Origin of the sequence: Blautia sp. MSK.20.85 (assembly GCF_013317245.1) — a bacterium.
Taxonomy (GTDB): Bacteria; Bacillota; Clostridia; order Lachnospirales; family Lachnospiraceae; genus Blautia_A.
The window spans coordinates 33,746-55,077 of the sequence record NZ_JAAIUN010000012.1 but is presented as its reverse complement, the minus strand read 5'-3'; the positions used below and the strand labels follow the sequence as shown (position 1 = coordinate 55,077).

15 protein-coding genes are annotated in these 21,332 nt (G+C 43.6%); 13 read left to right on the top strand and 2 right to left on the bottom strand.

Translation table 11 applies throughout. The annotated features are described in order from the left end of the window. Nucleotides 1-158 precede the first annotated feature (158 nt). The 3 genes from udk to G5B12_RS08735 all read left to right on the top strand — a co-directional run bounded on the left by udk (nt 159) and on the right by G5B12_RS08735 (nt 2,722). Entirely contained in the window at nt 159-779 is a 621-nt protein-coding gene (gene udk, locus G5B12_RS08745; protein WP_021976352.1) for a uridine kinase, read from the top strand. 221 nt (nt 780-1,000) lie between these two features. After that, nucleotides 1,001-1,411 (top strand): IS200/IS605 family transposase, encoded by a 411-nt coding sequence (gene tnpA / locus G5B12_RS08740; protein WP_180214424.1) that lies wholly within the window; start codon nt 1,001-1,003, stop codon nt 1,409-1,411. 54 nt (nt 1,412-1,465) lie between these two features. Next, nucleotides 1,466-2,722, top strand: a complete 1,257-nt coding sequence (locus G5B12_RS08735) for an RNA-guided endonuclease InsQ/TnpB family protein (RefSeq protein WP_244096069.1) — start codon at nt 1,466-1,468, stop codon at nt 2,720-2,722. A gap of 179 nt (nt 2,723-2,901) precedes the next feature. On the opposite strand, the gene G5B12_RS08730 is transcribed toward G5B12_RS08735, so the two are convergent. Next, nucleotides 2,902-4,035, bottom strand: coding sequence for an ROK family transcriptional regulator (locus G5B12_RS08730; RefSeq protein WP_174088066.1), 1,134 nt, complete (start codon nt 4,033-4,035; stop codon nt 2,902-2,904). A gap of 326 nt (nt 4,036-4,361) precedes the next feature. Between G5B12_RS08730 and G5B12_RS08725 the strand changes: the two genes are divergently transcribed. The 6 genes from G5B12_RS08725 (at nt 4,362) to G5B12_RS08700 (ending at nt 14,543) form a co-directional block, all read left to right on the top strand. Further along, nucleotides 4,362-5,978 carry a mannitol dehydrogenase family protein gene (locus tag G5B12_RS08725; protein ID WP_174088065.1) on the top strand — a complete coding sequence of 539 codons (1,617 nt, stop codon included), beginning with the start codon at nt 4,362-4,364 and terminating at the stop codon, nt 5,976-5,978. Between the two features lie 154 nt (nt 5,979-6,132). Beyond that, nucleotides 6,133-6,525, top strand: coding sequence for a VOC family protein (locus G5B12_RS08720; RefSeq protein WP_015526181.1), 393 nt, complete (start codon nt 6,133-6,135; stop codon nt 6,523-6,525). A gap of 302 nt (nt 6,526-6,827) precedes the next feature. Continuing rightward, nucleotides 6,828-7,838 carry a leucine-rich repeat protein gene (locus G5B12_RS08715; protein ID WP_174088064.1) on the top strand — a complete coding sequence of 337 codons (1,011 nt, stop codon included), beginning with the start codon at nt 6,828-6,830 and terminating at the stop codon, nt 7,836-7,838. Then, nucleotides 7,835-9,187 carry a vWA domain-containing protein gene (locus G5B12_RS08710; protein ID WP_174088063.1) on the top strand — a complete coding sequence of 451 codons (1,353 nt, stop codon included), beginning with the start codon at nt 7,835-7,837 and terminating at the stop codon, nt 9,185-9,187. Before G5B12_RS08715 ends, G5B12_RS08710 begins: the two co-directional genes overlap by 4 nt. Nucleotides 9,188-9,332: 145 nt before the next feature. After that, nucleotides 9,333-11,747, top strand: a complete 2,415-nt coding sequence (locus tag G5B12_RS08705; protein ID WP_059086721.1) for a GH36-type glycosyl hydrolase domain-containing protein — start codon at nt 9,333-9,335, stop codon at nt 11,745-11,747. Between the two features lie 96 nt (nt 11,748-11,843). After that, a complete protein-coding gene (locus tag G5B12_RS08700; RefSeq protein WP_174088062.1) occupies nt 11,844-14,543 on the top strand; it encodes a GH36-type glycosyl hydrolase domain-containing protein in 2,700 nt (899 codons plus the stop codon). Nucleotides 14,544-14,679: 136 nt separating this feature from the next. On the opposite strand, the gene G5B12_RS08695 is transcribed toward G5B12_RS08700, so the two are convergent. Then, nucleotides 14,680-15,420 (bottom strand): helix-turn-helix domain-containing protein, encoded by a 741-nt coding sequence (locus G5B12_RS08695; RefSeq protein WP_118608163.1) that lies wholly within the window; start codon nt 15,418-15,420, stop codon nt 14,680-14,682. A 173-nt stretch (nt 15,421-15,593) separates the two neighbouring features. Here G5B12_RS08695 and G5B12_RS08690 point away from each other — a divergent pair, with 173 nt between their 5' ends. The 4 genes from G5B12_RS08690 to G5B12_RS08675 all read left to right on the top strand — a co-directional run bounded on the left by G5B12_RS08690 (nt 15,594) and on the right by G5B12_RS08675 (nt 21,312). Next, entirely contained in the window at nt 15,594-16,961 is a 1,368-nt protein-coding gene (locus G5B12_RS08690) for an ABC transporter substrate-binding protein (protein ID WP_015526173.1), read from the top strand. 72 nt (nt 16,962-17,033) lie between these two features. Continuing rightward, nucleotides 17,034-17,987, top strand: coding sequence for a carbohydrate ABC transporter permease (locus G5B12_RS08685; RefSeq protein ID WP_129974721.1), 954 nt, complete (start codon nt 17,034-17,036; stop codon nt 17,985-17,987). Next, the gene (locus tag G5B12_RS08680; RefSeq protein ID WP_044961860.1) at nt 17,987-18,832 is read left to right on the top strand and encodes a carbohydrate ABC transporter permease; all 846 of its coding nucleotides are present in this window, start codon (nt 17,987-17,989) and stop codon (nt 18,830-18,832) included. Before G5B12_RS08685 ends, G5B12_RS08680 begins: the two co-directional genes overlap by 1 nt. Nucleotides 18,833-18,852: 20 nt before the next feature. Beyond that, a complete protein-coding gene (locus G5B12_RS08675) occupies nt 18,853-21,312 on the top strand; it encodes a glycoside hydrolase family 3 protein (protein WP_174088061.1) in 2,460 nt (819 codons plus the stop codon). The last annotated feature ends 20 nt before the right edge of the window (nt 21,313-21,332 follow it).

Below are 21,332 nucleotides of genomic sequence, written 5' to 3'. Positions count from 1 at the left end.
TAAAAAATAACCAGAAAAGCTGTCCGGAACCGGATGCAGGAGATGCACACCGACCGGGCAGCTTTTGTGTAAGAAAAAGCTTCTCTATACGGAAAAACTCTTCGGGAAGCCTGCGGGATCCACAGCGGAAGAATTCTAGCTTAAGAGGTAAAAAGACGATGGAAAGTATTATTATCGGGATCGCCGGAGGGTCAGGCTCCGGCAAATCTACATTTACAAACAGACTGAAGAAGCATTTCGGAGACGATGTGGTGGTGATCTATCATGATAATTACTACCGCAGACAGGACGGAATTCCTTTTGAAGAACGTGTGAAGGTGAATTACGATCACCCGGATTCACTGGAAACCGATCTTCTGGTAGAGCATCTCAAAGAACTCAAGGAGGGCAAAACCATCCAATGTCCGGTATACGATTACAGTCAGCACAACCGCTCCGACAAAGTGCTGAAAATCGAACCAAGACCGGTCATTCTGGTAGAGGGAATCCTGCTTCTTGCAGATCCGCGTATCCGAGATCTTCTGGATATCAAGGTTTATGTGGAAGCAGATGCAGATGAGAGGATCTTAAGACGGATCTCCAGAGATGTGGAGGAACGTGGACGGGATTTAAACGGAATCATCGATCAGTATCTTACCACAGTAAAACCGATGCATTATCTGTATGTGGAGCCTACACGGGCGAAAGCAGATATTGTGATCAACAGCGGTAAGAATAATGTGGCCTTTGATCTGTTTGTGTCAAAGATCGGGCAGCTGCTGAAAGAACTGAAAAAATAATAAGTAAAATAAAAAAAGCATGTCATACTTTAGGACAATAAGCGGGAATCCTCGGCAATTCAATTACCGAGATGAAAGCGCAGGATTGTGCATATCTGCACATTGAAATAATATAATAATCTCCCAATCCCTTGATATTAATGCCGTAACCGGCATATAATCATTCGAAAATATGTTCGATTTCTGTTGCGCATTTTTACTCGTTATGTTATACTATATGTATGAAAGAAAATCTAATACATTACAGGACTTGTGTGTGTAATATTAATTACCATATGGTGTGGTCGGTGAAATACCGGCGGAAGATATTAAACCCAGAAATTGAGGAATACCTAAAGGAACTGGTGCAGCAGATCGCTGAGGATAAAGGTTTTACTGTTCATTTATTTGAATGTGGTGAAGGTGATCATGTCCACTGTTTTGTATCAGCTCCACCAAAACTGTCCATAACAGCGATTGTCAAGTATCTGAAGGGGATCACCGGCAGAAAACTGTTCGAACGTTTTCCGGAAATAAGAGACCAGCTATGGAAGGGAGAGCTGTGGAACCATTCCTATTATGTGGAAACGATCGGATCTGTATCGGAGGAAAATATCCGCCGTTATATTGAGCATCAGAGCAAGTCGTATTAAACCAAGGTGGAGTGTAGATCTCTATCTGCATAGCTGTCCAAAGGGGGAAGAGGAATGCTGCTGTCACACAGAACATCTGTAAATATCCGGCCGGAATATTCCAATATCATAGGGCATATGTGTTATGCAGCTTCCAAACTCTGGAATGTCTGCAACTACGAACGTCATCATTATAAAGAGCTGGGACTGGAAAAGTATCCTGACTGGTATTATCAGAAAAAAGCGCATAAAGGAGATCTGTGGTACAGACAGCTTCCGTCACAGACAGCACAGGAGACCTGCAAGCAGCTGGACAAAGCATGGAGATCTTTCTATGTCCTGAAAAAGACCAGAGGGATCAAAGATCCAAATCCGCCCCGTTTTAAACAGGACAATATCCCGGTCACATACATGCAGATGGGGATCCGGCATGAGAAAGGTTCAGACCAGCTGCGGCTGTCTCTGCCAAAGGATCTGAAAAGCTATATGGAAGAAACCTATGGGATCCATGAAAGATTTCTATATCTTGAAAATAAGATTTTCAGGGACATGGATCATATAAAACAATTGCGGATCTATCCGCCGGAAAACGGAAAATGTGACCTTATCGTTATCTATGAGATCGAAGGGACAGAGCAGCTTTCCCAGAATGGACATTATTTATCTATTGATCCTGGACTTCATAATCTGATGACCTGTTATGATTCCGGAAATGGCCGGACTTTTATCCTTGGAAGGAAATATCTTTCATTGGAAAGATACTTTCATAAAGAGATCGCCAGAGTGCAGTCTGTCTGGTATGCGCAGCAATCGGAAAGAGGGATAAGATATCCAGGATCATCGAAACATATCCAGAGACTTTACAGAAAAAAGCAGAATACAGTGAAGGATTATCTTCATAAAGTGACCAGATGGATTGCAGAATACTGCAGAAAAGAAGATATCCGCTGTGTGGTTGTGGGAGATATCCGAAATATCCGTAAAGAGAAAGATATGGGGCATAAAGTCAACCAGAAGTTTCACGGACTGCCATATAACAGGCTTTATATCATGCTGGGATATAAGCTGAAACTGTATGGAATCCAATTGATAAAACAGGAGGAAAGCTATACCAGCCAGTGCAGTCCGTTATCACCGGAAGTATCAAAAAGATATGCAGAAGCAACAAACCGAAAAGAACGGGGTATGTATATAACTGACAGAGTAAGCTACAATGCAGATGCAGTAGGCGCATTTAATATCCTGCGGAAATATCTTTCCGTATCCGGAAAGCAGAAGGAACTGTCCGTAACCGGACTAAAAAATCCAGAAGTAATAAAAGTAGCTGTATAGCCGAAAGGCAAGCAGTATTGGTGTCATGGACGCACCCTGAAAAAAGGCGGTATCCCGCCAGATTTCAGATGCTCTGGTAACTAAGTTGCCGAGTAGTTCACGACAGAGCGGATCAAGTTATATCCGTCTGGCTGTGTATGACATGCTTTTTTGAGCGGTTCAGGTGAAGCTGCCTGTATTCACACGCTCTGTATAAATTTTTCTACATAATATAAAGCTGCACCAATGGCAGGTGTATACTGTCCGTGGGTACCGACCAGAATCTGATCTTTATCCAGGGTAAAGGGTGCGCCTGTGTTGATGTGTTCCAGCAGATAAGTGATGTCTTCTTCCGTAAAATAAGGTGCCAGATATCCGCTGATGATGATCGGCGCATCGATGATCAAGTTCAGGTTTTTCATGGCAAAGGCCAGATGGTTCAGGTAATCTTCCCAGTGCTCAGCATGCTGGGGGGATTTTTTTTCGCGGAGCAGCGGGAAAAATTCCTTCACATGCATCCCGGCAGACTGTTCCAGAGCATTGGCAGAGCAGTAGGTCTCCAGACAGCCACGGTTTCCGCAGTAGCATAAAGGGCCGTCAGGGTTCACGCATATATGCTCAAGGGTTCCGCTGTGCATGGAGCTTCCCTGATGGATCTGATGATTGGTGATAATGGCACCGCCCAGGTTTCGGTTCAGAAGGAACACGACAGCACTGTCGAGCTCCGGGTGATTCCACAGCTCCAGAAAAGCGGCGGATTTGGAATCATGTTCCAGATGACAGGGGTAAGGAAGATGCCGGGAAAAATCCTCCAGCTTCATTCCGGTATTGTTCATGATGTTTCCATAGATCACAGTGGAATTATCCGGAGAAGTGATCCCCTGTGTGGCGATGGAAACGCCCAGAATCTTTTCTTCCGGATAGTGATTCTCTGCGATGAATTCCCGTATTTTATTGGTCAGCTGTCTGTAATACTCTTCTGTGTTGGAATAGGGAAGAGCAATGGTTTCTGTATAAAAAGCATTTCCATATAAGTCAATGGCTGTGATATGGAACATGTTTTTCAGGATCCCGATGCCAATGGAAATTCGAAAATCCGAGGCAATCTGGATGGCCTGTGCCTTCCTTCCGCCCGTGGAATCAAAATATCCGTTTCTGTCAATAAGCCCTTCTTTTTCCAGCAGGTTCAGGTTCTGGCTTACGGTGGAAAGCCCCATCTGAAGGTCTTGGACGATCTGCATTTTGGAAGTCTGGTGTGTTTGGTATATATATTGGTAAACCTTGGAGCGGTTTATTTTTTTTAAATTGATGGTGGTTAATCCTTTTTCACTCATGAGCTTCTCCTGATAAAAGTAATTATAGATATGTTTAAGTCTTAAATGTATTTTAGTATAAATCTGCGGGAAATGCAATGTCAGTGCATGAAGCAGAGCAGAACGAAAGTTTTTTTCGAGGAATAATAAGTAACGGTGTATAGATTGGTAAAGAATATATATCTTGTACATAAGTAAAAGTAAACAAAAATATAAGAGCAAAATTAGGTGTTTTGTCAATGGATTTTTTAAAAAAATAGTTTTATACTCTACTTACAGTTAAGATATAAGCATAAGTAAAAACTTAAATGATAACGAAATAGAAGAAAACAGGGAGGTTCAAGATTATGAAATTAACAAGAAATGGAATCAAGGAACGTGAAGCATGGAAGAAAGCAGGCATCGATCTTCCGGGATACGATGTAGAGGCTGTGACTGAGAAAGCGAAAAAAGAGCCAGGCTGGGTACATTTCGGAATCGGAAATATCTTCCGTGTATTTATCGGAGGTATTGCAGATGGTCTTTTGGAAGAGGGAGTTCTTGACAGAGGTATCACATGTGTAGAGACCTTTGATTATGACGTAGTAGATAAGATTTACGCGCCATATGATAACCTTGGCTTAAATGTCATCCTTCACGGTGATGGAACTCGTGAGTACAAAGTTCTTGGGGCACTTGCAGAAGCAGTGAAAGCACAGTCCTCTGATGCAGTACAGTGGAATCGCCTGAAGGAGATCTTCACAGCTAAGTCCCTGCAGCTGGTTTCCTTCACTATTACAGAGAAGGGCTATGCACTTCAGAAAGCAGACGGAACATGGTTCCCGTTTGTGGAAGCAGATATTAAAAACGGACCGGATAAGGCAACCGGAGCAATGGCAGTTCTTGTGGCTATGCTGAATGAGAGATATAAAGCAGGGAAATATCCGATCGCTCTGGTATCTATGGATAACTGCTCACAGAACGGTGCCAAGCTTCGTGAGTCCGTGCTGACTATGACAGAGGAATGGCATAAAGCAGGCTTTGTAGATGATGGCTTTGTAGATTATGTAACGGATGAGAAGGTGGTTGCATTCCCGTGGACCATGATCGACAAGATCACACCTCGACCAAGCGAGCAGATCGCAGCAGACCTTGAGAAGCTTGGCGTTGAAGACATGCAGCCGGTGATCACAGTAAAGAAGACATACATAGCACCATTTGTTAATGCTGAGAAGCCACAGTATCTTGTTATCGAGGACAGCTTCCCTAACGGACGCCCTGCTCTGGAAAAAGGCTTCGGCGTATACATGGCGGACAGAAATACCGTCAATCTTTCCGAGAGAATGAAAGTAACCGTATGCCTGAATCCTGTACATTCCGCAACCGGCCCTCTTGGTGTGGTACTTGGCTATGATCTGTTTGCACATATGCTGAACACGAACGAAGATATGATGAAAATGGCCCGTATGGTTGCTTATGACGAGGGACTTCCGGTAGTTGCAAATCCTGGAATCCTTTCCCCACAGGCATTTGTGGATGAACTCTTTAATGACCGTTTCCCGAATGAGTATCTTGGAGATACCAACCTTCGTCTGGCTGTAGATGTGTCCCAGATGGTAGGTATCCGTTTCGGTGAGACTGTAAAAGCATATGTGAAGAAATTTGGAGATGCTTCCAGACTGACAGCAATCCCGCTGGGAATCGCAGGCTGGCTGAGATACATGCTGGCTGTAGATGACGAAGGAAACAAATTTGAGCTTGCACCGGACCCGATGAATGAGGAGATCACAGAGCAGCTTGGCGATATCGTGATCGGAAAACCGGAAACCTTCAAGGATCAGCTGAAGCCGATCCTTTCCAATGAGAGACTGTTCTTCACAGACCTTTATAAAGATGGTGTCGGAGAGAAGATCGAGGATATGTTCCGTGAGATGATCGCAGGACCCGGAGCTGTAAAGGCAACTATTCATAAATATGTAAAATAAAACCAGGGTTACGAAAATAGCTTATGTAAGTATTGAATAAAGAGAAATCCAGAGCTTGCACAGGTAGAACGCAGAATTGCAGATTGATCGCATTTCTGAGCATGCAGTAAAGCGGGATGCGAACACCGGATTTATGAAAGGATGGGGTTTTGAAATGAATTTAAAAGATCAGATGAACGGAGTTCAGCACGTAGGCGTGCCAACCAATGACATTGAGACAACCATTAAATTTTATGAGGCACTGGGATTTAAGATCGCTTTCCAGACGGTGAACGAGGCTGCCAATGAGAAGGTTGCTTTCCTGAAGCTTGGAAATCTTGTGATCGAGACTTACGAGAACAAAGCAGCAAAAATGGAATCCGGCGCCATTGACCATGTTGCCATTGATGTGAAGGATGTGGAGAAAGTCCACGAGCTGGTGACAGCAGCCGGACTGAATACTACCAATGATGAAGTCCATTTCCTGCCGTTCTGGGAGAATGGTGTGAAGTTTTTTACTATTGAGGGACCGAATAAGGAGAAGGTGGAGTTTAGCCAGTACCTATAAGAAGTAAATAAAATTGTGTTCATGAGTGTGAAACAGAGTACAATACAGAGGTTCGTTTTGTGTTGCATACAGCCTGTCAGATATAAGATGATTAAAGATCATCGTGTATCCGGCGGGCTGTTTTATGTATTAGACAGAATTTGGGGCCGAGGGAAAATTTCTTGCATGAAATGGATAATGAGACTACAATGAGATGCAGATGTGCTATAGAAGATCGGGATCAGCAGTAGATGAGATGATTCCTGAAGAATAAAAACGGGAAATGGATTTCGGGTATCTGTTTCTTGGTATGATGGAGAATTATGAAAATACATTACAGAGTCAAAAATAATACAATAGAAATTATCCGTTGTTACGGAACAGACAGCCGGGTGGTGCTGCCGGAAGAGATCAATGGTCTTCCGGTAGTCAGTGCGGCGCCGTATACGTTTTCCGCACACAAGGATGGAGAAGAAGATGCAGAAACCTGGGAGAGCGAAGATGTAATTTCGTTCGGAGAAGAGAGGCTTCTTGCCGGAGAGGAAGTGCAGGAGATCGTTTTTCCCGATACACTGAAGGAAATCGGAAGATATATTTTTTATGGATGCAAAAAACTGGAACGGCTGGAATTTTCGGATACGCTGATGCAGGTGGGAACCGGGGCGTTTACGGGATGCAGCGGGCTGAAGGAGCTTGTGATCCATCAGAAAAAGGGAATCAAATCCTGTGCAAAGGAAATCCTTGGGGAACTGTGGCAGAAGATCGATGTGGATTTTCTGTATGAAAATGGTGAGGCAGGTGGAAAACGTGCGCATATGGTTTTTCCGGAGCATTATGATGAGGCGGTGGAGAATACGCCTGCGAGAATTTTGTTTACGGAGTATCATGGCTCAGGGACCAATTACCGGCAATGCTTCTACAGCAAAGAACTGGATTTCGCAGAGTATGACAGCCTGTTTGATATGGCAGTGGTAATGGATAAGCTGGAGGTCCTGGTGGATATGAGCTTCGGACGACTTTGTCATCCGTGGCAACTGAGTAAAAAGGCGAAGAAACAGTATGAGGATTATATCCGGGGAAATCTTAAGGATATCGGGGAATTTCTGGTGGAAAGCGGAAGCTTAAATGGTCTGGAGCTGCTTTCTCGGGAAAAACTCTGGAACAGAGAGGGACTGGAACATAGTATTGATGTGGCGTCCGGGAAGAAGGATATGGAGATTTCCGCATTTCTGATGAATGAACGCAGCCGGATGCAGAAGGAAGAGCAGAAGGTGGCCGGGGAGACAGAAAATGAGAGGTGCCCTGTTAAAAGGAGAAAGAAGTTTCAGTTATGAGTGATATAGAAACAACTGAAAACAATAAAAATAACTTCCTGCCCGGTCAGGGATCCAATTCCCAGGAGGCAGCCCAGCGTCTCCAGGACATCGGCAGCAGCATCCTCCGGGCGGCAAGAGACGAGCTGTATCTTGGCATGCGTTTTCTGGATGTGGCGCTGAGCAGCTTTATTTATCAGATGGATGGTTCGGTCAGTCCGTTTGGAACAGACGGGGCTGTGATGTACTTCCATCCGGCACAGCTTGGCGGGCTTTATAAAGAAAACAGGATTCTTGTGAATCGAGGATATCTCCATATGGTATTTCACTGCATTTTCCGGCACTTTGGGAAGCCGGGAATAGAGAAGCGTTTGTGGAATTTAAGCTGCGATATTGCAGTGGAGCATATGATCGACGGGATCTATCACCGCTCAGTCCGATATTCCAGAAGTCTTCTCCGGAGGGAAACCTACCGTCTTCTGGAAAAGGAAAAGAAGACGCTGAATGCAGAGAGAATCTACAAGATTCTGAAAGAAGAATTTCTGAAGGAAAAAGAACTGGCACAGCTTGAAAAAGAGTTCTATGTGGACGACCATAAATACTGGGCAAACCAGCAGCCTGACCGGAAACCCAATCCCCTGATGAGCAAAAAATGGGGAGATATCAGCGATGGGATCGAGACAGATCTGGAGACCTTTTCCAGGGAGTCAGGAGAGCAGGACGGAGATTTTCTGGACCAGCTGAAAGTGGAAAACCGGGAACGATATGATTATCGGGAATTTCTGCGGAAGTTTGCAGTATTTCGGGAAGAACTAACTGTAGATCCGGACAGCTTTGATTATAATTTTTATACCTACGGGCTTTCCCTTTACGGGAATATGCCGCTGATCGAACCCCTGGAAACCAGAGAAGTGAAAAAAGTTTCGGAATTTGTCATTGTGATCGATACCTCCATGTCCTGTTCAGGAGAACTGGTACAGAGATTTCTGGAGGAAACCTATGGGATCTTAAGCGACAGCGGGAATTTTTTCCAGAAGGTAAATATACACATTATCCAGTGTGATGAGAAGGTGCATTCGGATGTAAAGATCACCGGTGCAGAGGAATTGCAGGAGTATATGAACAGCCTGGAACTTTACGGTGATGGAGGTACAGATTTCCGTCCGGCTTTTGCTTATGTGGAAGAGCTGATGGAAAAACGTGAGTTTGAAAATCTTAAGGGCCTGGTGTATTTTACAGACGGATACGGGCTTTTTCCGGCAAAGATGCCGCCATACCGGACAGCATTTGTATTTATGGAGCAGGAGCCTGAGGATGTGGATATCCCGGCCTGGGCCATGAAGCTGGTGATCACGGAGGAAGAATTGTAAAGAATTATATCCATATCTTATGTCATGAATCTGATATTTTAATCTTTTATTTTGTATATTGCTATCTGCATATCAGTTATAGTGTAGAAAATAGGTAACAACAGACAATGTTACGGAAAATATACAGAACAGGAGATTGTATGGCATGAGATATGGGTATTTTGATGAAGAAAAAAAGGAATATGTGATTACCAGGCCGGACACACCTGCTCCGTGGGTGAATTATTTGGGATCGCCGGAATACGGAGCAATCGTTTCCAATAATGCAGGGGGATACAGCTTTGCAAAATCCGGGGCGAACGGCAGAATCCTGAGATATATTTTTAATCAGTTTGATCAGCCGGGAAGATATATTTATCTCAGGGATAATGACACAAAAGATTATTGGTCAGCATCCTGGCAGCCGGTTGGCAAAGATCTCAGTGAGTATAAAAGTGAATGTCATCATGGCACAGCCTATACTAAAATGATGGCAGATTACAGCGAGATACATTCAGAGGTGAGATACTATGTACCGCTTGGGCAGTCCTACGAGGTATGGAATCTGAAAGTTACCAACTGCTCAGACAGAAAACGTGAGATCAGTGTGACTGGATATGCAGAGTTTACAAATAACAGCAATTATGAACAGGATCAGGTGAATCTGCAGTATTCCCAGTATATTACAAGAACAGTATTCTGTGGAGATCGTGTACGTCAGATGATCCATGCGAATCTGGACGGCCTTAAGGATGGGGAAGAGGTTGATAACAAGAACGTGTTCAACCGATTCTTCGGCCTGGCTGGAGAGAAGGTTTCTTCCTGGTGTGGTGACAGGGAAAAATTCCTTGGAAGATATCACGGATACAACAATCCAGCAGGGGTTGAAGCCGGAGTATTATGTAATGAGGGAAATTATAATGAAAACAGCTGTGGAGCTCTTTCAACTGTAATTACTCTGGAACCGGGAGAAAGTCGGGAAATGGCTTTTCTGGCAGGAATGAAGGAGGATAATGAAGCAGCGGAGATTATAGCACATTATGCAGACTGTGAAAAAACATGCGCGGTGGAGCTTGAAGAACTGATCAGTTACTGGCACGGACAGCTTGCACATTTTCAGATCAGAACACCAAGTCCGGAATTCGATACCATGATCAATACATGGAACGCATATAACTGTTTTATGACATTTATCTGGTCACGTGCAGCATCTTTTACTTATTGCGGACTTCGTAACGGATATGGATACCGTGATACTGTACAGGATATCCAGGGTGTGATCCATCTTGCACCCGAAATGGCACTGGATAAGATCCGTTTCATGTTGTCAGCACAGGTAGATAACGGCGGCGGTCTTCCACTTGTGAAATTCACACATAATCCGGGACATGAGGATACACCGGATGATGCGTCCTATGTACAGGAAACCGGTCATCCGGCATACCGCGCAGATGATGCACTCTGGCTGTTCCCTACTGTATACAAATATATTTCAGAGACAGGAAATTTTGCATTCATCGATGAAGTGATCCCGTTTGCAAACAAGGATGAAGGAACTGTATACGAGCATCTGAAAAGAGCTATTGACTTCTCCATGAACCATCTTGGCAGACATGGAATGCCGGCCGGACTTTATGCAGACTGGAATGATTGTCTGAGACTTGGAAAGGATGGGGAATCTACTTTCGTTGCATTACAGTTCTATTATGCAATGACTATCCTGAAAGAGTTTGCAAAGTACAAAAAAGATGAAAAATATATAAAATACCTGGAAGAAAAACAAGAGCAGCTTGGAAAATTGATCCAGGAACTCTGTTGGAATGAAGATCGTTTTATCCGTGGGTTTACGGAGCGGGGAGAGGTTATCGGAAAGAGAACTGACCCGGAGGCAAATATGTGGCTGAATCCACAGAGCTGGGCTGTGATCAGCGGCCTTGCAACAGAGCGGCAGGCAGATTTGGCCCTTCAAATGGTTTATGAAAGATTGAATACAGAATACGGTGCAATCCTTATGGATCCTCCATATCATGCAAATGCTTTCGACGGAGCACTTGCGGTTATCTACAATGCAGGAACAAAGGAAAATGCGGGAATCTTTTCACAGTCACAGGGATGGCTCATTCTGGCAGAAGCACTTTGCGGACATGGTGAGCGTGCATTTAATTATTTCCTGGAGAATGCTCCGGCAGCGCAGAATGACAGGGCTGAGATCAGACAGCTGGAGCCATACTGCTATGGACAGTTTACAGAAGGAAAAGCAAGCCCGAATTTCGGACGATCTCATGTGCACTGGCTGACAGGAACAGCATCTACTGTGATGGTAGGATGTGTAGAAGGAATTCTTGGCATGCGTCCGGATTTCTATGGCTTACGTATAGCACCATCGATTCCAAAAGAATGGGAGAAGTTTGAGATAAGCAAGGATTTCCGTGGATGTCATCTCCATATCACTGTGAAGAATCCGGGACATGTGGAAGCTGGATGTAAAAAACTCTATGTAAATGGAGAAGAACTTCCGGGTAATTATATTCCGCAGGAGAAACTTACCGGTGAGACAGAAATTGAATTCTATATGTCATGACATAATGGATATAAATTGCGAGGAGATCACATTTATGAATACAAAGTAAAATGGAATATAAATACCGTTTTATTTTGGCAGGAAGGAGATCACAGAATGAAATATATAAAATTTCAGGATAAAAATGGAAGCTTTTCCATAGAAAATCCGGAGAATTACAGCGGTTTATATATACCTCTGGCCGGAGAAAACGGATTGAAATCCGCGATCACCCCTTCTCTGGGAGGAGACAGCAAACTGGATCAGAATCATTTTCTGCTGGAACCGGTAAGCATTGAGAATCTTCATAATAATCGAAACACCAGAAATTTCTGGTGCAAGATAAAAGGAAAAGGTTACTGGTCAGCATGCGGAGTTTCGGCAGAACAGGAATTTCAGAAATATACTGATAAACAGGATAAAAGCAGCCTGGAAGCCGGATTTATGTGGCAGAAGCTGCACAGAACTTCTGAGAAATACGGACTTCAGTCAGAGATTTTGTCTTTTGTGACAGTGAAAGGTGATGCGGAGGTCCATCTTGTAAAGATTACCAATATTGAAGAGGAAGAACAGGAGATCACACCGGTTGCTGTAATACCTGTATATGGAAGAAGTGCAGACAATCTCAGAGATCACAGGCATGTGACTTCCCTTTTGCACAGGATAAGAACAACGGAGTACGGTGTTGAAGTAAAACCGGTGCTTTCTTTTGATGAAAGAGGTCATCAGAAGAATAATACTACATATTTTGTATATGGATCTGAAGGCGAAGGAACGGAACCGGAAAGCTTTTATCCTGATGTGGAAATGTTTATCGGAGAAGGCGGTTCTTTCCTGATTCCGGAGGTGGTCAGAGAAGAGAAAAAAGGTGTTCCGGCAGGAACAGAAATTGAAGGAAAGGAAGCTGTCGGTGGTATTCGTTTTGCATCCAGGGTTCTGAGACCACATGAAACAGCTGTATATGTTGTGACAGCGGGAATATCTGAAAAAAATCAGCTGCCGGAGGAGACTGCACGGTTTTACAGAACTGAAAAACAGGTTGCAAGAGAATTTGAACATGTAAAAAAACACTGGACAGAAAAAGTGAATGTTTCTTTTGAGACAGGTGATGAGGACAGAGATAATTATCTGAAATGGATCTGTTTCCAGCCGATATTAAGAAGAATTTACGGTTGTTCATTCCTCCCGTATCATGATTATGGAAAAGGTGGAAGAGGCTGGCGTGATCTTTGGCAAGACTGTCTGGCACTTCTGATCATGGATCCTTCTGTTGTACGTCAGATGATCGTCGATAATTACGGTGGAGTACGCATCGATGGAACCAATGCCACGATCATCGGAAACAGACAGGGTGAATTTATCGCAGACCGTAACAACATTGCCCGCGTGTGGATGGATCATGCTTTCTGGCCATTTGTGACAACGCAGCTTTATATGGATCAGACCGGGGATATGAATGTCCTTTTTGAGAAGATTCCATATTTCAAGGATCTTCAGACAAAAAGAGGAACTGCGCATGATGAAAAATGGAGCAGTGCCTATGGAGAAAATCAGAAAACAGAATCCGGTGAGATTTATTACGGAACGGTTCTGGAACACATTTTGCTGGAAAATCTCTGTGCTTTTTATGATGTAGGAGAGCACAACGAGATGAAACTTCACGGGGCAGACTGGAACGATGCCATGGATATGGCATGGGAAAATGGTGAGAGTGTGGCATTTACCTGTGCATATGCTGGAAATATGAAGAACATCGCAGAATATCTGAGAAAACTTCAGGAAAAGGAAATGTTTGACAGGATTGAAGTTGCGGAAGAAATGGAAATCTTGTTTACCGGAGACCGTGAGCTTTATGAAAGCCCGGAGAAAAAGCAGCAGCTTCTGAGACAGTACACAGAAAAATGTGCACATGATATCAGCGGAAATACTATTGTGATCCGTCTGGACCAGCTTAGCCGGAATCTGGATGAAAAGGCAGACTGGATGATGGAAAACATCCGCAGAAGAGAATGGGTAAAAGACGGAGAAAACGGCTGGTTCAACGGATATTATGATGATCATAAACGTCCTGTGGAAAGGGCAGAAAACAGCCAGGTACGTATGATGCTTACCAGTCAGGTATTTGCGATCATGAGTAAAACCGCACAGAAAGATCAGATTGAGTCTATCTGTAAAAGTGCGGATAAATATCTTTTTGACCGTCAGGCAGGAGGATATCGCCTGAATACCAATTTCCATGAAGAAAAATTTGATCTGGGAAGAATGTTCGGGTTTGCTTATGGAGAAAAGGAAAACGGAGCGGTATTTTCCCATATGGCTGTTATGTATGGCAATGCACTGTATAAAAACGGCTATGCAAAAGAAGGACATAAGGTTCTGGAAACGCTTCTGGACGCTGCCATGGATTTTGAGAACAGCAGGATGTATCCTGGAATTCCGGAATATTTTGATAATCAGGGAAGAGGATTGTATGCATATCTTACCGGTGCTGCAAGCTGGTATATGCTGACTATGATCACAGAGGTATTTGGCGTCAGAGGAGATCTTGGAGATCTGGTGATCGCGCCGGCACTGATGCCGGAGCAGTATAATGAGAATGGACAGGCATCTCTTACTATGGAATTTGCCGGAAGAAAGCTGGAGATCTGTATCTGCAATCCGGAGAAAAAACTTCCTTCAGAATATAAAATAAAAACAGTATGGTGCGATGAAAAGGAAATGAAAAACAAACAGAGTACCTGTGTACGTATAGAGCGGGAACTGCTCGAAAAGCTTTCTGTAAAAGAAACACACAGGATCAAAGTGGAACTGATGTAACCGAAATCGGTTATACATAATTGTTAAATTACAGAAACAGAAGTATCAATAGGAAAACGGCATCCCACAGTTGTAAAAAGCTGCGGGATGTCGTTTTTGATGCTGATAAAAATATCAGCCATAATAATAAGGATGTTTACCACATGGATTTGTAATATTTGTCACGGTACTTCTTTGGGGTAAGGCCGGTGAAGTTTTCAAAGATCTGGATAAAATGACTCTGTGAAGAGAAATTCAGATAATTGGCGATATCAACGACTGCTTTATCAGAGTATCGGAGCAGGTGAGTGGCTTTTTCGATTTTTTTTTCGCGGATGTAATCACTTATGGATACTCCAAGATTCTGTTTGAATACTCTGGACAGATAACTGGGAGAGAGTCCGGTATGTTCTGACAGATCTTGAATGGTGATACGCTCCTTAATGTGACCGTAAATATAGTCCACGCATTGCATGACCGGTCTGGAAAGAATAGAGCTTTTTTTCTGGAGGATCATTTTTCCGGTAAAATCTCTGGCCATAATATGATGCAGATCTGCAATCTGGCGTACAGTGGTGCAGGAATCCATTTTCAGAATGTAAAAATCGCTGAGACGATATGCCTGTTCAGACTCCAGTCCACCGTCAATACAGTAACGGGTGAGCATGGCAGTAGTGACAACGAAATGATACTTCAGGTTGGTCAGAGGATTTTTGGAGAGGATACCGGTTCCCTTCAGATGAAGAAAAGAGTCTTCCTCGCAGTTTTTGTTTACAGCTTCCATATCACCGGCTCTTACGGCATTGTAAAAAGAATATTCCACAGAGGGAGAGCGATGAAGAGCTTCCAGTTCTGTATCTTCCAGTTCATTAGTAATCCAGTCTTGGGAAATGGACATATTGATATCCTCCTTATATGTTGATGTTTAAGGAATGTGTTGGTTTTTTATATTATGACATGAATTTGACATTTTGTTAAGATTAATAATATAATCGCAGATAAAAAAATGGTATATTTTTATCATCAAAGGTAAAGCATCGGGGATGCTACAGAAAAAGGAGGATTTATACTATGAAGAAAAGAGCGGTATCTATGATCCTTGCAGCAGCAATGGTTTGTGGAATGATGGCAGCAAATGTAAGCTGTGTATCTGCAAAAGGATCGGATGAGGGAAAAGTGATCAATATTTATTCCTGGAATGATGAGTTCCGTCAGAGACTGGAAGCTATTTATCCGGAAGTAGAGTCCACTTCCAAAGATGGTACAGTTACAAAACTGAAAGATGGTACAGAGATCCACTGGATCGTAAATCCGAACCAGGATGGCGTATATCAGCAGAAACTGGATGAGGCACTTCTCAACCAGGCTGATGCAAGTGCAGATGATAAGGTAGACATGTTCCTTTCTGAGACAGATTATGTATTCAAATATACAGACAAAGATGCGGATGTTGCAATGCCTCTTACTGATCTTGGCATTGATCCGGACAAGGATCTTGCAGATCAGTATGATTTCACGAAAACAACAGCTTCTGATGCGGATGGAGTACAGAGAGGCGCCACATGGCAGTGCTGCCCGGGTGTCCTTGTATATCGTCGTGACATTGCGAAAGATGTTTTCGGTACTGATGACCCGAAAGAAGTTGGCGAGAAGATGAAAGACTGGGATACAGCTAAAGAAACAGCAGCTCAGCTGAAAGAAAAAGGATATTATACATTTGCTTCTTATGCAGACACTTTTCGCTTATATGGAAACAGCATTGAGAATCCGTGGGTAGAGTCCGGTGATTCTGTGATCAAAGTAGATTCAAAGATCATGGACTGGGTAAAAGATTCCAAAGAGTGGCTGGATGCAGGTTATCTTAACAAAACTGTAAAAGGTCAGTGGAACGATGACTGGAACAAGGCAATGAGTTCTGAGTCCAAGGTATTCGCATTCCTCTTCCCGGCATGGGGTATCGACTTTACTCTGAAACCAAACTGGGATGGAGCAGAAGGTGACTGGGCTGTTACAAATCCTCCGCAGGAATACAACTGGGGTGGTTCTTACATTCAGGCTGCAACAGGAACAGATAATCCGGAACATGTCAAAGATATTATCCTGGCAATGACGGGAAATCAGGATAATCTTCTTAAGATTTCCAAAGAATACTCTGATTTTACAAATACAAAATCCGGTATGAAAGATGCAGCTACAAATGCAGATTTCGCATCTGATTTCCTTGGTGGACAGAACCCGTTTGAGTATTTTGCACCGGTTGCAGAGAATATCAAGATCGCACCGCTTTCCGCATATGACCAGGGTTGTGTAGAGCTGATCCAGAACGCTTTCAGTGATTACTTCCAGGGTAAAGTAGACTTTGACAAAGCAAAAGCCAACTTTGAGACAGCTATTCAGGAGCGTTATCCGGAGATCACAGAGATCCAGTGGCCGGAATAAATACCACATGAGGATAATTGTTGATGCTGCAGGATCTTTGGATCCTGCAGCTTGCTGGAAAGGAAGAGCATTATGAAGAAAAAGAGCGTTAATTACGGAAAATGGGGATACATATTTATTCTCCCGTTTTTTGTGATCTATTTTATCTTTTCGCTGATTCCGCTGTTTGATACAGTGAGATACAGCTTTTTTGAATATTTCCGTTCTGGAATCAAGCAGATTGGTCCTAATTTTATAGGACTTGCCAATTATGTCAGTCTTCTGCATTCTGACATGCTGAAATACGGACTGAATACACTGATCCTTTGGGTGATCGGATTTGTTCCGCAGATCGTTGTTGCACTGGTGCTTGCATGCTGGTTTACTGATGCCAGGTTGAAGCTTCATGGCAAGCAGTTTTTTAAGGTTGTAATTTATCTGCCGAACCTGATCATGGCATCAGCATTTGCACTTCTGTTTTTTACCATGTTTTCCACAAACGGACCTGTAAACTCCATTTTGTGTTCACTGGGCTGGATAAAGGAACCGATTGATTTTCTGGGCTCTGTTCTGGGAACAAGATCATTGGTAGGTTTCATGAATTTCCTGATGTGGTTCGGAAACACGACCATCATGCTGATGGCAGCAGTAATGGGAATCAGTATGGATATTTTTGAAGCATCGGATCTGGACGGATGCAACAGCATTCAGCGTTTCGTCTATATTACGCTTCCACTGATTCGTCCGATTCTTTCCTATACTCTGATCACTTCCATCATCGGTGGCCTTCAGATGTTTGATGTACCGCAGATCCTCACAAACGGACAGGGTAATCCGGACAGAACATCCATGACACTGATTATGTTCCTGAACAGCCATCTGAAGAGCAAGAATTATGGTATGGCCGGAGCATTGTCTGTATACCTGTTTATTATCAGTGCAATCCTCTGCTTCTTTGTATATCGTATGACTAACGACAATGATCCGGACGGATCTAAGAAAGCAGCGAAAAAGAGAGCAAGAGCAGAAAGGAGAAAAACAAAATGATGAAAGATAAGACAGCCAGCAGGATCAGAAGTATCGTGGCACATGTGGTACTTATTATTCTTTCCTTTATGTGTCTCTTTTTCTTTTATGTACTGATCGTGAATGCGTCTCATTCTCATGCAGAGCTTCAGAAGGGATTTTCTGCTCTTCCTGGAAAATATTTCTGGAAAAACCTGATGAATGTTGCAAATGACGGAAGCTTTCCGATGTTCAGGGGAATTCTTAACAGTATTATCGTGTCCGGATGCAGTGCAGTATTATGTACATATTTTTCCTCACTGACAGCATATGGTCTTTATGCCTATGATTTCAAGGCAAGGAATGTAGCGTTTACATTTATCATGGCGATCCTCGTCATGCCGACACAGGTAACTGCAATGGGCTTCCTTCGTCTGATCACAAAGATGGGATTATATGATTCCCTGCTTCCGTTGATTATTCCGTCTGTTGCGTCACCGGCCGTATTCTATTTTATGTACAGCTATCTGCAGTCCTCACTGCCGATGTCACTGGTAGAAGCAGCCAGAATTGACGGCTCCGGAGAATTCCGTACTTTCAACAGTATTGTACTGCCAATCATGAAGCCGGCAATCGCTGTACAGGCGATTTTTACATTTGTAGGCTCCTGGAACAATTATTTCGTTCCTGCTCTGGTTATCCAGTCTAAAAGCAAGATGACTGTTCCAATCCTGATTGCAACACTTCGTGGAGCAGATTATATGAATTTTGATATGGGTAAGATTTACATGATGATCACAGTTGCCATTGTGCCGATCATTATCGTATATCTCCTTCTTTCCAAGTTTATCATCGCAGGAGTGACACTTGGTGGCGTAAAAGAATAACAAAAGGTAGCAGGTAAGATATGACAGTTAAGAAATGGAAACACAGCGGAACAAAGAAACACAGCATGTCAGACCGTGAAATACGAAACGGTCTTCTTTCGGAAAAAGCAGCAGAGGAGGGTATTGTACTGCTGAAAAATGATAAAAAAATACTCCCTCTGAATATTTCCACGAAAATAGGTTTATACGGCGCCGGTGCGGGAAAGACAGTGAAAGGCGGAACAGGTTCCGGTGATGTGAATAACAGAAGTAACATTTCTATTTATCAGGGACTGAAAGAAAACGGTATTCAGATCGTAAGCGAGAAATGGCTGGCCAATTATGAGTCAATATACGCAGAAGCACGTCGGGCATGGAAAGAAAAAATACTGGAAGAAGCAAAGTTTGTGGAAAATCCTTTTGATGCCTATGCGGAAAATCCCTTTGCAATGCCGGAAGGCCGTGCAGTCACAGCAGAAGATACTGTCGATGCCCAGACAGCAATCTATGTAGTAAGCAGGATTTCCGGTGAGGGAAAGGATAGGCGCAGGGTCGAGGGAGATTATTATCTGAGCAGACGGGAGCGGGAGGATATCCGGTTCCTTGATGCACAGAAGATTCCTACAGTACTTATCCTGAATTCCGGCGGTCCGGTAGAACTGACAGATATTCTGGAAGAAACAGAAAATATCTGTGCTGTCCTGAATATTTCCCAGCTTGGACAAAGAGGCGGACTTGCCCTCGCCAATGTCCTTCTGGGAAAGGTAACTCCAGGCGGCAAGCTGACTGCAACATGGGCCAGAAGGTATGAGGATTATCCGTGTGCAGAGGAATACAGCTATCTTAATGGCAAGCTTGAAAGAGAAGAGTACAAGGAAGGAATTTATACAGGATATCGTTATTTTGATACTTTTGGTGTAAAACCGCTGTTTCCGTTTGGATATGGACTTTCTTACACAGAAATGCAGATACGCTTCCATGGGATGAAAACATCAGGGGATGGCGTTGAAGTTGAAGCAGAGGTAACGAATACAGGAGAAACTTTTTCGGGAAAAGAGGTCGTGCAGGTCTATGTGTCTCTTCCACAGGATGAATCAGGGAAGGAATACCGTCGACTGGCTGGCTTTGCAAAAACAAAACTTCTGAAGCCGGGGGAAAAAGAACTGCTGAAAATCAGGATCGACAGAAAGACACTGGCATATTTTTCCGAAGAGCAGCATGCCTGGATTGCTGAAAAAGGTTATTATGCTGTCTGGGTCGGAAACAGCATTGCATCGCTTACGCTGGCTGCAATGCTTGAAGTGCCGGAGAGTGTGATCCTGGATAAAACGAATATCCTTGAGAACCAGACTGATATTATTGAAGAAGTTTATGACCGCCAGAATCTTTCTGCCAGAACTCTGAAATGGAAAGAGAAGGCAGAGAATGAGAAGATTGGAAGATATATCTATTATCCTGAACCAGAGAAGAGAACAGAATGCACCTGCCAACCGGAAAATAAGATTCCTGCAAAGGATCTGCTCCCGCTGTTTTATGGGAATATTGCTGGAATCTCCAGTAATCTGGGGGCGGCAGGAATCCGTGTTCCTGGCTCTGCCGGTGAGACCACGGCTGCTCTTTATGAGCAATATGGCGTTTCCCCACTGATCATGGCCGATGGGCCGGCAGGACTGAGACTTCAGCAGAATTATGAAGTAGACAGAGAAACAGACACAGTATATGGAATCGGTGTCCTTGGATCTCTGGAAAACGGATACCTGAGAACAGATGAGACTCACGAAAACGCAGACAGATATTATCAGTTCTGTACGGCATTTCCGGTTGGAACTGCACTGGCTCAGACCTGGGATACTGCCCTTGTGGAAAAAGTTGGAATAGCAGTGGCAGAAGAAATGGAAGAATTCCACATAGATCTCTGGCTAGCACCTGGTCTTAATATTCAGAGAAACCCTCTGTGCGGCAGAAATTTTGAGTATTATTCCGAAGATCCGCTGCTTTCCGGAACCATGGCAGCAGCCATGACAAAAGGAGTGCAGAGCAGACCTGGCTGCGGTGTTACCGTTAAGCATTTTGCCTGCAACAATCAGGAAGATAATCGTATGGGCGTAGATGCACAGGTATCAGAACGTGCCCTGAGGGAAATTTACCTGCGTGGTTTTGAGATTGCAGTTAAAGAAAGCAGACCAGTGGCAATCATGTCTTCCTATAATTTACTGAATGGTGTCCATGCTGCAAACAGTGTTGATCTCTGTACAGCCATTGCCCGAAAAGAATGGGGATTTGACGGTGTGATCATGTCAGACTGGAATACAACGGTTCCGGAAGATGGAAGTATTCCGTGGAAATGCGTGACAGCAGGAAATGATATTATCATGCCTGGTAATGCAGTCGATGCAGAAAATATCCGAAAAGCTTTTGAAGACGGAAAGCTTTCGGAAGAAGTTGTCAGAATGTGTGCGGGACGTATTCTGAACCTGATACACACACTGACAGCAGAATAAAAAAAATTATATAGTAGTGA